At 49.4% G+C, this 11,946-nt stretch carries 11 protein-coding genes; 8 read left to right on the forward strand and 3 right to left on the reverse strand.

Annotated features, from left to right (window positions below; genetic code table 11):
- Positions 1 to 166: 166 nt before the first annotated feature.
- Entirely contained in the window at positions 167 to 1,207 is a 1,041-nt protein-coding gene (locus HBA55_RS29025; RefSeq protein ID WP_166998731.1) for an AraC family transcriptional regulator, read from the reverse strand.
- A 173-nt stretch (positions 1,208 to 1,380) separates the two neighbouring features.
- Between HBA55_RS29025 and HBA55_RS29030 the strand changes: the two genes are divergently transcribed.
- From HBA55_RS29030 to HBA55_RS29065, 8 genes are all read left to right on the forward strand, one after another.
- Positions 1,381 to 3,834: a TonB-dependent receptor gene (locus HBA55_RS29030; RefSeq protein WP_166998733.1), complete on the forward strand. Its 2,454-nt coding sequence runs from the start codon at positions 1,381 to 1,383 to the stop codon at positions 3,832 to 3,834.
- 86 nt (positions 3,835 to 3,920) lie between these two features.
- Complete coding sequence (locus HBA55_RS29035; RefSeq protein ID WP_166998735.1) at positions 3,921 to 5,039, forward strand: glutathione S-transferase family protein; 1,119 nt, start codon at positions 3,921 to 3,923, stop codon at positions 5,037 to 5,039.
- Positions 5,040 to 5,142: 103 nt separating this feature from the next.
- On the forward strand, positions 5,143 to 6,849 hold the full coding sequence (locus tag HBA55_RS29040; protein ID WP_240946347.1) for a sulfatase: 1,707 nt from the start codon (positions 5,143 to 5,145) through the stop codon (positions 6,847 to 6,849).
- A 22-nt stretch (positions 6,850 to 6,871) separates the two neighbouring features.
- Positions 6,872 to 7,561, forward strand: a complete 690-nt coding sequence (locus HBA55_RS29045) for a glutathione S-transferase family protein (protein ID WP_166998737.1) — start codon at positions 6,872 to 6,874, stop codon at positions 7,559 to 7,561.
- 199 nt (positions 7,562 to 7,760) lie between these two features.
- On the forward strand, positions 7,761 to 8,609 hold the full coding sequence (locus tag HBA55_RS29050) for a type 1 glutamine amidotransferase domain-containing protein (protein WP_166998739.1): 849 nt from the start codon (positions 7,761 to 7,763) through the stop codon (positions 8,607 to 8,609).
- A 213-nt stretch (positions 8,610 to 8,822) separates the two neighbouring features.
- Positions 8,823 to 9,203 carry a hypothetical protein gene (locus HBA55_RS29055; RefSeq protein WP_166998741.1) on the forward strand — a complete coding sequence of 127 codons (381 nt, stop codon included), beginning with the start codon at positions 8,823 to 8,825 and terminating at the stop codon, positions 9,201 to 9,203.
- A gap of 4 nt (positions 9,204 to 9,207) precedes the next feature.
- Positions 9,208 to 9,363 carry a hypothetical protein gene (locus tag HBA55_RS29060; protein ID WP_166998743.1) on the forward strand — a complete coding sequence of 52 codons (156 nt, stop codon included), beginning with the start codon at positions 9,208 to 9,210 and terminating at the stop codon, positions 9,361 to 9,363.
- Positions 9,360 to 10,430, forward strand: a complete 1,071-nt coding sequence (locus HBA55_RS29065) for an MBL fold metallo-hydrolase (RefSeq protein WP_166998745.1) — start codon at positions 9,360 to 9,362, stop codon at positions 10,428 to 10,430. Before HBA55_RS29060 ends, HBA55_RS29065 begins: the two co-directional genes overlap by 4 nt.
- A 332-nt stretch (positions 10,431 to 10,762) precedes the next feature.
- Here the strand turns inward: HBA55_RS29065 and HBA55_RS29070 are convergent, their stop codons facing one another.
- Together HBA55_RS29070 and HBA55_RS29075 are read right to left on the reverse strand one after the other, a co-directional pair.
- Positions 10,763 to 11,485 (reverse strand): response regulator, encoded by a 723-nt coding sequence (locus HBA55_RS29070; protein WP_166998746.1) that lies wholly within the window; start codon positions 11,483 to 11,485, stop codon positions 10,763 to 10,765.
- A 3-nt stretch (positions 11,486 to 11,488) separates the two neighbouring features.
- Positions 11,489 to 11,946, reverse strand: a 458-nt coding sequence (locus tag HBA55_RS29075; RefSeq protein WP_206020019.1) for a hypothetical protein, incomplete at its 5' end; no start/stop codon positions are given.

An 11,946-nucleotide genomic window follows, 5' to 3' on the forward strand; every position in this document is an offset into this window, starting at 1 on the left:
AAACTGTCCAGTAATGGCACTTTTCTGCCCATCCAATCCGGTCTCTTCTATCAAATACCACTCAAATAGAAGGTGTCGATTCGAAACGAAGAAATACTGAAATTCAATAAGTTAGTAAACTTACCGGGTAGACTCCACCCACGAATTCTCCGGAGGAGCCATTATTTTACCGCATGCGCCTGGCGTATTCACTCGGGGAAAACCCAGTACGGCTTTTAAAGAATTTGGACATAGCTGCGGTATCGTTAAAGTGTAACCGCTCAGCGATAGCACTGACCGATAATTCTGATTTAGCCAGATAGTGTTTGGCCAATTCTTCACGCACTTTATCGTATAGTGCCTGATAACTGGTGTTATGCTTCTTAAGGCGATACTGCAAGGTTCGCAGGGGAATATTCAATGTGTTGGCCACATCTTTAGCAGTGACGCCCTGGTCATTAATCAGGGTACGTATAATACGTTCCACCCGCTGCACAAAGCTCATACCCTGACCAATACTGGCTTCCAGATTGCGAGAAACCAACTTTTTAGCCTCATTGGATATCGTATTATCAGGATTCCGATAGTTAGGTGCCTGGGCATCTTCACGACTCAAATGAATCGCGTTAACGTCCTGATTAAAATACAGATGCTCACCAAAAACTCTTTGCAGCTGTGAAATATCCTCTGGTGCACAATGCCTGAATTGCACATAACGGGGGAACCAGTTAAACCCTAATGAGCCTCGCAATTCCCTACAGATGATGGTCATACTGTGTTCAACAACCTGAGTGACACCTGTGTTTTTTGGCGCCGTTTGAAAAAGGTCCAACCTGAGCTTGGCGATTTCGACCGCTAAAGAAACACCCGCGTCGCCCTCATCCTTAACCAGCATACTAAACCCTTGAGAATGTAGGGTCATATTTTCAGACAACAGAGTAAGAACCTCAACAATGCTGCTTGCCTGCTGAGCCAACAGCCATAAAGGGCCGATCATATCCAAGCCTTTCAGCTGGCCTGCTCTCACCCCGAAAAAACGGTCTCCACAAACCTGTGCGGCTTCTTCAAACAGGTCATTAATCTTAATCTCATTCACAAGAATGTCAGGCTGGTATAAGGCCGCCGGATTAAGCTCCACGGACTTGGCAATCGCCACAGGATCCTGCCCAGCCTGCTCAATCAGACCGGCAATGCCCTCTAATATATAACTGGGAATGTTATCCGCCATAAACTCTCACCGCCAAACCTTGCGCAATAGCACAAGCAAACTGCGCCTTTTTACAAATGATAGTCTGTTTTTCGCTCTAGGATAAAGATACAAGTTTGCAGATAGCAAGCTCACTGTGAATTTCAGCCTCAGGCTGGAAGACACTCAATAATCAAAATCAAAGAGAGAGCGAGATGAAAATCAATCCCATTCGCAAAAACCTGTTATCTGCCGGCATCGCCGCATCACTGGCCTTAACGGTTCCCACGGCCGCAAATGCGGATGGTTTCAAGCTCGAAGAAATTGTCGTCACCGCACAAAAGCGTCAGCAGAGCCTCCAAGATGTACCCATCTCCGTAAGTGCTGTTGATGGCGAGAAAATGTCAGAAGCGGGCATCAACAACCTGGAAGATCTGTCGGCCTATGTACCCAACTTTCAGCAAGCCAACTCCCCTTTAGGTCAGGTGATATCGATTCGCGGTATCAGCTCCGGTATCAATCAGGGTTTTGAGCAGTCCGTGGTGCAGTATGTTGATGATATCGCTATGGGCCGTGGTCCAATGGCGCGTATGCCATTTATGGATCTGGAGCGCGTAGAGGTATTGCGTGGCCCGCAAAACGTACTGTTTGGTAAAAACAGTATCGGTGGTGCAATCTCCATTACCACCGCGAAACCCACTGAGGATTTTGAAGGCAGCGTTCAGGTCGAACACGAAAATAAATATGGCAGTAACGACGTTCAGGCCATGGTGTCCGGGCCGCTGTCGGACACTGTCGGCGCTCGCCTGGCCATTCGTGCTCACCAGGAAGACGGTTACTTTGATAACACCACCAACGGTGACGACGAGCAGCAAAAAGACGAGATCACCGGCCGCTTAACCCTGGAATGGACACCCAACGACACCTTCAACGCCAGCCTGAAACTGGAACACAGCAGTTTCGATTTTGAAGGCCGTGGTGAGGAAGTTATTGCCGGCTACGACTCTGTAAGCCCACTCTTTACCGGCCTGAGCTACGGTGAAATTGGTGAGTTCCTCACGGCCGCCACCGGCCAGGATATCGGCACTGAAGACGGCACCCAAAACCGCAAACGTCAAACCAATCACGATGAATTCAGTGACAATGAAAGCAATCAGGTTGTCCTGACCATGAACTGGGGTTTTGATGCCTTCACTCTCACCAGTGTTACCGGTTATGTGGATTACAAATTGGATGAGGATACTGATGTCGACCTGTCCGGATTAGAGTCTATTCGTGCCGCCCAGAAAGAAAAGTTCGATCAATTCAGCCAGGAGATTCGCTTCACCTCACCCGGAGGCGAAACCATTGACTGGATTGCCGGTGCCTATTATCAAACCTGGGACCTGGAATATGGACAGCAAAACACAGTTGATGATGAAAACCTAACCGCAGCGCTCAGTGAAATTGGTCTGGGGTTATTGGCTCCGTCTGCCGGGATCACGGGCTTCAATCCGGCGGCCTCTCTACTCACCAATTACGGGATAGCTGCCCCATTCCTGAACGCGACCGCAGCTGGTCGTCAGTTGTACTCTCTTAAAGAAATCAATAACACCAGCAATATTCGAGATTACAACGGTAACAGCGATTCCCACTCTGCCTTCGGACAAGCGACCTGGAATGTGAGTGAGGCACTCCGCCTAACATTAGGGGCCCGCTACACCTTAGAAGAAAAAGAATCCGAGCGCTCACTGACCATCTATGACACCAGTGGCGGTGGTTTGACCTCAGCAGGCCTTGAAACGCGATTAGTCATGTCGGGTGTTTTTGGTGTTGAAAATCACGCCGTTGAAGATGACCGCCGAGAGGAATCGGTTACCGGCACCCTCATTGCCGAGTGGGATGCCACTGAAGAGCTGATGTTGTATGCCTCGATCAGTAACGGGTTTAAAGCCGGGGGTTTTGATGCCCGTGCAGGGCGTGCTGCTAATTTTGAATACGAAGATGAAACCGTCATCAACTATGAGATTGGCACCAAAGCTGAGATGCTGGGTGGCCGTGCGCAACTGAATACCGCGATTTTCTACACCGACTACAAAGATCTCCAGGTCAGTCAGTTTGATGGCACTGTGGGTTTTGTGGTGGGTAATGCCGCCGCTGCCCGTTCGCAGGGTATCGAGTTTGATGGTCGTATCATGCTAACCGAAGAGCTGCTGCTGATCGGTTCCATGGCTTACCTGGATTATGAATTCAAAGAGTACGAAGGTGCAGCTTGCCCGCCTAAAGTGACACTGGATACCGGAGCAGTTGCCTGTGACCTTAGCGGCGAGCCTAACACCTTTGCCCCTGAGTTAACGGCTGCGATTACACTGGACTATATCACTCCATTGTCTGATGCCTTCAATCTGCATATAACGTTAGACACCTCCTACCGTTCGAAGCAGTTTGTTGAAGCGACACTGGAACCTCTGATGGAACAGGACAGCCAAGTCAAAGTCAATGCACGCATTGCCCTGGAAGCGGAAAACTGGATGGTTGCTCTGGTCGGTAAAAACCTGACCGATAACGACGATATTGGCTACGCCTCTGCCACGCCAGTATCCGGTAGTGCGCTACTACAGGCGCCTACCTACAGTGGCTATGAGGTCAATCCACGCACGCTTGCAATCCAGGCTAAGTATCATTTTTAAGCGCTAAATTAACGATCTCTCTGCTGGGCACTTGGTACCCTACTGGCCAGTGCCTTTTTTTAAAATTGACTTATCACGGTGTCCCCATGACTACCCAAGATTATGAGCTGGCTGGCGTTCAGCACTCCTATTACTCCGCCAAAGTACGTGCATGTTTGCAATATAAACGCCTTCCATACCAGGAAATTGGAGCCAATATTGAAACCCTTCTTAATCGTGTAATTCCTGCTACCGGCAGTCAACAATTTCCGGTTGTATTTTGTCCCGATGGCACGGTATTAAAAGACGGTTGCGATATTGTTGAGGCACTGGAAGCGCGTCATCCCGAACGCCCCATCATGCCTGAAAACCACCAGTTGAAATTTATCGCCACGTTAATAGAAACCCTGGCCGATGAATTCTTTGCCATCCCCATGATTTACTATCGCTGGATTCCTGAGGATACCAAACAATGGGGGATCGGCATGTTCCAAACACTGCTGGGTAAAGGCGTCGAAAATCCTGATATGGCAGCTTTAGCCCACCAAATGGGCGAAACTGTTAGTACAGAGATTCGATCGCGCTTACCCAAGGTTGGACTCGACCGCAAAGAGATCCAGGATAAAGCCCAGGTAATTACCAAGGAAGTCTGCAAGCTACTGGACGAGCATTTAGCGAAAACACCTTTCATGCTGGGAGATCACCCTACGCTAGCCGACTTGGGCATGATGAACGCCATGTGGGGGCATTTATATTTGGACCCATGCGAACCCAGCATGTTGATTCGTAACAACTACCTGCACCTGAATAACTGGATCACCAACATGCATTCTAGCGCTGGCATTTCCAATCAGGGCGAACTCTATATTACCGATTCCTTGATTCCACTGTTGCGTTATATGGGCGAAGCGTTCGCCACGATGATGAACGATATTCTGGCCGCTGCCGATCAAACATTACCTGAAGCCGAAGCCGGAGCCGAAGCCCCCGCAGGCCTTGGTCGAATAGACACCGTTTTACAGGATACTGAACTGTCACGCCCCGCCACTACCTACACAGCCTGGCGTTTACAGCGTGTTATCGAAGCCTATCAGAACATTCCTGAGCAGCAACAAACCGCCACGGATAATCTATTAACCGACATCGGCTTCCTGTCTGTATGTCAGCATACCCCTACCTGGCGCCTGCAAAAAGATAACTTCAAGCTCTTCGTAGCTTCACGATAACCGTAACACAGGGTGTGAAAAGAAGGGTTAAGTTGCGCAATACCACAACCTCATTGCGCAATTTTACAACTCCATCCACCCTACCCTTCTACAATGAACTTACATGACAAACAACGTAAGCCAGAGAAACCCCATGAAGAAGACGTTGATTACCTTGCTGGCTTTGGCAGTTATCGGTGCCATTGCCTACGAGCAACGCACCGATATCATGTTGGCAATGATCAAATACAAGGTCTCCCGCGAAGTGTTTGCCGAGTCCCGTGAACTCCCCTGGCAACAGGGGCCCGCTACAGCAGAGCTGGAAGCAGACAAGCGCCCACCCAATATTATTTTGATCGTCGCTGACGACCTTGGCTACAACGATATTTCATCTCTGGGCGGAGGCATAACACGTACCGACGGCAGCATCGTACAAACTCCCGGTATTGATCGCTTGGCCGCCGAAGGTGTGGTGTTTAATCAATCCTATTCTGGTGCCAGTACCTGTGCTCCTTCACGGGCCATGCTCATGACCGGTCGTTACCCGACCCGCACCGGCTTTGAATTTACCCCAACCCCCGATGGCATGGGTTCCATGGTCGCGCGCATTTATAACGAAATGGATAACAACTTGCCACCCACCATCTTCGATGCAAGCGCAGACAAGGGCAAACCCACCTACGAACTGCAGGGTTTACCTGCAGAAGAAACCACCCTGGCAGAAGTCCTCAATGAACAAGGTTACTACACCGCCCATATCGGCAAATGGCATTTGGGTAATGATGGCGATATGGGCCCCCATAAACAGGGATTCGATGACTGTTTGTTAATGACCAATGGTCTTTATCTACCGGAAAACGATCCAAATGTCGTCAATGCTAAAATCCCCTTTGATCCAATCGACCAATTTCTATGGGCTGCCCTTGGGTTCAGTAATTCCTTCAACTCCGGCAGTTCCGATCAATTTGAACCTGCCCGATATTTGACGGATTACTGGACTGACGAATCTGTAAAAGTCATCAAAGCCAACAAAAACCGCCCCTTCTTCTTGTATCTAGCGCACTGGGGGCCACATACGCCACTGCAAGCGACACGGGAAGACTATGAAGCCGTGGGTGATATCAAACCACATCGCAAACGCGTTTATGCCGCAATGGTGAGAGCGGTGGATCGCAGTGTTTCACGTATTCTGAAAACCCTTGAAGAAAAAGGTCTTGCTGATAACACCATCGTCATGTTTACCAGCGATAACGGCGGTGCGGGTTATGTGGGCCTGCCCGAATCCAATAGCCCCTTCCGCGGGTGGAAGATCACCATGTTTGAAGGCGGACTGCGTGTTCCCATGTTTATTAGATGGCCAAAACACATTCCCGCTGGTAAAACCATTGACACGCCGGTTGCCCATATCGATGTCATGCCAACCCTCGCTGCTGCGGCTGGGGCCCCAGCGCCTAAAGGCGTTGAGATCGATGGCCAAAACATACTGCCACTACTGAACGACGAAACGAACTGGCCTCGACAAACTCTGTTTTGGCAAAACGGGCACTACCAAGTTGTACGCCACGGTGATTGGAAACTACAAATTAATGACCGCCCTACTGACGGACTACAAACCTGGTTATTCAATTTGGAAGAAGATCCTACCGAACAACACAATGTGAGTAACGAATACCCCGAAAAGGTCAATGAACTGCGACAGCTGTTAGCCAATCATCAAGCCAACGCTCGCAAGCCACTTTATGAAGCAGTGACTCAAATTCCGGTGATGATCGATAAAACCCTGATGGACAAATTCGACGCCGGTGTAGAGTACGTCTATACACCCAACTAAATATAATGAGCGAGAGAAAAACATGATTGACCTATATACCGCACCCACCCCAAACGGCCATAAAGCCTCCTGCACGCTGGAAGCCCTCGGCATGGAATACAACGTCCATACTATAAACCTGCTGGAAGGCGAACAAAAGAAACCCGAGTTTGTAGCCATCAACCCCAATGGCCGCATCCCCGTCATTGTTGATCGGGCCAACGACGATTTTTCCGTGTTCGAATCCGGCGCCATTATGATTTATCTGGCAGAACAAGCGGGAAGACTGTTGCCTACAGAAACCAAAGCGCGCTCTAAAGTGCTGCAGTGGCTGATGTTCCAAATGGGTGGTACCGGTCCGATGATGGGTCAGGCCAACGTCTTCTTCCGTTATTTCCCAGAGAAAATTCAGCCGGCTATTGATCGCTACCAAAACGAATGTCGCCGTTTATTCGAAGTGATGAACAACTACCTGAGTGATAACGAATGGCTGGCGGATGATTACTCTATTGCTGATATTGCCAACTGGTGCTGGGTGCGAACCTACAAATGGTCGGGCGTTTCTGTAGATGGGCTGGATCATCTCGATCGCTGGCTCAAAACCATGGCAGAACAGCCTGGTATGGCCAAAGGTATTGAAGTGCCGTTTAGCCTGGGTAACTTATTGGATGACGATAAAGAAGAAGACAAGAAAGAGTTTGCCAAAAATGCGCAAACCCTGTTGCAAGAATAGCGGCTTATCAGTACGGAAACGGGCGTAGGAATCTATTTCTCTATACCCATTTCAGCTTTCCGGAACCGGCTGTGAGGCCTTGCTAGCACAGCGCTAAATACAGACATATCACAATGAAAATACAATTGTGAAAAAGCCAGAAAAACGCTGAGACACCACGAGTTTCTACACTAAAACCAACATGAGCATAAGCACTAACATGAAGCTCTTGACAAAAATTGTTGCCGGAATATTTACCTTTCTAATTGTAGTCGTGATAGCCCTGCCTACACTCCTTCACAACCTGGGTTTACACCCTGAATATAAGGGTAAGACTTATTCAGCGACAGGCAAACGCGCCTTGGTTATTACCACCAGTCACGCCACCTTAAATGTGCCTGGCGAGACCTCTGGAGATCGCACCGGTGTTGCAGCCTCGGAGCTGACCCATCCTTACTACACCTTTTTGAATGCGGGGATGCAGGTAGATGTCGCCAGCATCAAAGGCGGCGAGATTCCGGTTGATCCCGTCACCCTCAAATTCATGATCAAGAGTCCGGAAGATGATCTCTTTTTAAAAGACCCAATTCTTCAGAGTAAGGTAAAGAACTCATTACGTATTGATGACATTGACTTCACTCAATACGACACCGTCTTTATGGCTGGTGGTTGGGGTGCAGCCTATGACATGGGTTACTCAGAAGTACTCGGCCAGAAAATCAGTGAAGCCTACTACGGTGATCAAAAAACCATTGTCGGCTCGGTGTGCCACGGTGCTCTCGGCCTGATCAACGCAACGGATGAGCAGGGCAACCCTATCATTCGTGGTCGCGCAATAACCGGGGTCACCGACAAACAGATAGAAGAACTGGGTATTGAAGTAACCCCAATGCATCCTGAAACGGAACTACGCAAAGCCGGTGTCAAATTTGAAAGCCAAACCGCTTTCAGGGATTTTCTGGCTACCCACGTTAGTATTGATAAGGAACAACGTTTTGTTACCGGTCAAAATCAAAACTCCGGTTTGGAAGCGGCCCACAAAATTGTAGAAATTCTTGCCAAGCGATAATAACGTTCATTAGTGCGCAGCAGGAAGCGCCGCTATGATTGTTCCGTAGTCTAATCCAGGCTACAGCATTTGCTGAGATAGTGTTCCCGGATACGAACTAATTAGCATTTCCGATGCGGCCAAGCAAGCCGATGAAAAACCTAGATAAAGTCGGTGCGGCATTAGAAATAGAAATTGCCCATTTTCGGATGGGCATTAGCTAGGAAGTAGAAAATGAAGTCCAAAATAATTCGCGCTCTAGCGCTATTGCCTGCACTGGCACTTCTGTTAACCGGCTTAAGCTGGTTAACCCAGCCCGAATCAGCCGCTGCCTCACTGGGGCTGCCCCTGCTCGACGGTGTAGCTCGCAGTAGCCAAATTGGAGACATGACCGCTTTCTTTTTAAGTAGCAGCTTTATGATCTTTATCGGCCTAATCACCGACAAGCGCATCTGGCTATTGGCCCCTGCCATGCTCATTGGCTTTACCGCCATCTTCCGTATTCTGGCCTGGCTGCTGCATGATGCCGCACTGCCAATGAATCTGATAGCACCTGAAATCATTATGAGCCTGATACTGCTATGGGCCGCTAACCATATGCCGAAAGAGCGTTAACAGCATGAAAGAAATACTCCAGGCATTAACACTTTTGGGCAGCGTAAATTTAGCTTTTGCGGTAAATGCCAACGAGCGAACAAACGTCGTTTTAATCGTTGCCGATGATCTGGGCTTTACTCCTAAGATACTAACCAACCTCGGAGGTAATTACATATGAAAAAATACTTATTCCTACTTGTAAGCCTTGGACTGACTTTCTTATTAAGTGGCTGCTCTCCTTCAAGCATGGGAGCTTTCATTATGGAAAAAGCCGCCGAATCTCGCATAGGTCAGAGCATGACTGATGATTTGGAATATGGCATGCATGTTATTCTGTGTGGTGCCGGTGGCCCCATGCCTGATCCTAAACGCTCCGGTCCCTGCGTTGCCGTGATTGCTGGCGAAACGGTGGTAACTTTCGATGCAGGTAGCGGTGGGCCGCGTAATCTTGCGGCCATGCAATTCCCGCTCGGCAAGATCAACGCCCAGTTCCTGACTCATTTCCATTCCGATCATATTGATGCTCTGGGTGAAATGTCCATGATGCGTTGGGTCAATGCCGCCAATACGGCTCCCATGCCAGTCTACGGCCCAGAGGGTGTTGAAAACGTCGTCAAAGGTTTTAATCTGAGTTACGGCGCCGATGCGGTATACCGCCATGCACATCACACAGACCTGGTCGCTCCTCTTTCGGGTAAAGGTATGGTTGCCCATACCTTCTCAGCTCCTGCTGAGGGAGAGTTACTCACCGTCTACGAAAAAGATGGCCTGAAAATCAGCGCCTTTGCCGTAGACCATGAACCTGTTCATCCCGCCGTTGGCTATCGATTGGATTACAAAGGTCGTTCAGTAGTGATCAGTGGTGATACCGCTAAATCAACTAATCTGGAACGGTTTTCTGAAAACGTAGACCTGCTGGTACATGAATCCCTAAATCGTAAGATGGTGGGTATTATGGAAGCCGCTGCCAAGAAAAATAAAGTGTCGATCATGGAAAAGATATTGTTTGATATTACTGACTACCATGCCTCACCAGTAGAAGCAGCAGAAACCGCACAGGCCGCCAACGCCAAACACCTGATGTACTATCATATCGTGCCGGCTCTAGTTGCTCCTGGAATGGAATCCCTCTATTTAGAAGGCGTTAGCGATGTTTATGACGGCCCGGTCACCCTGGGTGAAGATGGCACCATGATCAGCTTGCCTGCCAACTCAGAGGCCATTAAAACCGAAAATCTTCTGTAACAATTTGTGCTGTCAAATAAAAAGCTAGGCCACCTGATATGCAGACTATCAAACAGCCTATGCGGTATTTTACGGGAGGTACGCGCTTGCCCTCACTGGATTCACCACCCTTTTTCCATCACTGGTTAAGAAGTCAGGGAGCCTTTGCTAGTGCTCCCGTCTCTAAAGGACAAGAGTATCCTAAACCATCGCTTTGACTGTAAACGAGGGGGACAGCTACGAATTTGAGGGAGAAGAAGAGAGGTAACTATCCGAAACGCCAATTTATGCTGGAATCTTTTGGCTGCGATCAGTCTCCTAAAAGCGATACCGATAAAGCCGTCACGCGGCAACTAATTCTCACTCGACAAGACAAACAGATACCCTTTGCCACGAACAGTCTTTAAGTATTTACCCGCACTGTCTCCTAGCTTTTTTCGAATATGGGACATGGTGATATCCACGAATCGATTTTGTCCGTCGTAGTCAATATTACGAAGCTGCCGGAATAGTTGGTCCCGGCTAATTATCTGGCCTGCATTGGTCGCGAGGTAAGCCAGCATGTCAAACTCGGGCGCGGTGAATTCCAGTTCGCGCTGGTCGAGTGTTACCGAACGAGAAGATGGATTGATCAGCAGACCGGAAAACTGCATCGCTGTGGCAGAATGATTCGTTTCGGTGCTCGCTGTTACGGTCGGCGAAGCCTCATAGCGGCGCAGTAGTGCTCGCACGCGGGCCAATAAAATACGTGGCTCCACGGGCTTTTGCACGAAGTCATCTGCGCCTATTTCCAACCCCAGTATCTGGTCGACCGAATCATTGGAGGCTGTCAGCATGAGAATAACACCCTCATAGTTGGGCCTGACTTCTCTGCAGATGCTGATACCATCTTTCCCAGGCAACATCAGGTCCAATATGACCATCCCGGGCTGCAACTCCAGAATTCGCTCCACGGCTGTTGTGCCGCTGTGCTCAACGAACACCTCAAAGTGCCTACTGGCCAGGTAGTCTTTTATCAACGTAGCGAGCTCGATATCGTCTTCAACTATCAAAATGCTATTTAAAGATTTACTCATTTTCTAGGGTTCCTCTTCCTCTTCGGGTTCCTCTTCCTCGAACTCCTCTTCCTCGGGCTCGTCTTCTTCGGGTTCCTCTTCCTCGGGTTCCTCTTCCTCGGGTTCCTCTTCCTCGGGTTCCTCTTCCTCTGGCTCGTCTTCTTCGAGCTCTTCCTCCTCGGGTTCCTCTTCCTCGGGTTCCTCTTCCTCGGGCTCCTCTTCCTCGGGCTCCTCTTCCTCGGGTTCCTCTTCCTCGGGTTCCTCTTCCTCAGGTTCCTCTTCCTCGGGTTCCTCTTCCTCGGGTTCCTCTTCCTCCGGCTCCTCTTCCTCGGGCTCCTCTTCCTCGGGCTCCTCTTCCTCGGGTTCTTCCTCCTCGGGTTCTTCCTCCTCGGGTTCTTCCTCCTCGGGTTCTTCCTCCTCGGGTTCTTCCTCCTCGGGTTCTTCCTCCTCGGGTTCTTCCTCCTCGGGTTCTTCCTCCTCGG

This window comes from Pseudomaricurvus alkylphenolicus, assembly GCF_011683955.1.
GTDB lineage: Bacteria > Pseudomonadota > Gammaproteobacteria > Pseudomonadales > Cellvibrionaceae > Pseudomaricurvus > Pseudomaricurvus alkylphenolicus.

Coding starts and splice junctions, on each gene's coding strand:
- HBA55_RS29050 (WP_166998739.1), top strand. CDS start 7,761: ATGAAGCTCTTGACAAAAATTGTTGCCGGAATATTTACCTTTCTAATT.
- HBA55_RS29035 (WP_166998735.1), top strand. CDS start 3,921: ATGACTACCCAAGATTATGAGCTGGCTGGCGTTCAGCACTCCTATTAC.
- HBA55_RS29060 (WP_166998743.1), top strand. CDS start 9,208: ATGAAAGAAATACTCCAGGCATTAACACTTTTGGGCAGCGTAAATTTA.
- HBA55_RS29030 (WP_166998733.1), top strand. CDS start 1,381: ATGAAAATCAATCCCATTCGCAAAAACCTGTTATCTGCCGGCATCGCC.
- HBA55_RS29040 (WP_240946347.1), top strand. CDS start 5,143: ATGACAAACAACGTAAGCCAGAGAAACCCCATGAAGAAGACGTTGATT.
- HBA55_RS29025 (WP_166998731.1), bottom strand. CDS start 1,207: ATGGCGGATAACATTCCCAGTTATATATTAGAGGGCATTGCCGGTCTG.
- HBA55_RS29045 (WP_166998737.1), top strand. CDS start 6,872: ATGATTGACCTATATACCGCACCCACCCCAAACGGCCATAAAGCCTCC.
- HBA55_RS29065 (WP_166998745.1), top strand. CDS start 9,360: ATGAAAAAATACTTATTCCTACTTGTAAGCCTTGGACTGACTTTCTTA.
- HBA55_RS29070 (WP_166998746.1), bottom strand. CDS start 11,485: ATGAGTAAATCTTTAAATAGCATTTTGATAGTTGAAGACGATATCGAG.
- HBA55_RS29055 (WP_166998741.1), top strand. CDS start 8,823: ATGAAGTCCAAAATAATTCGCGCTCTAGCGCTATTGCCTGCACTGGCA.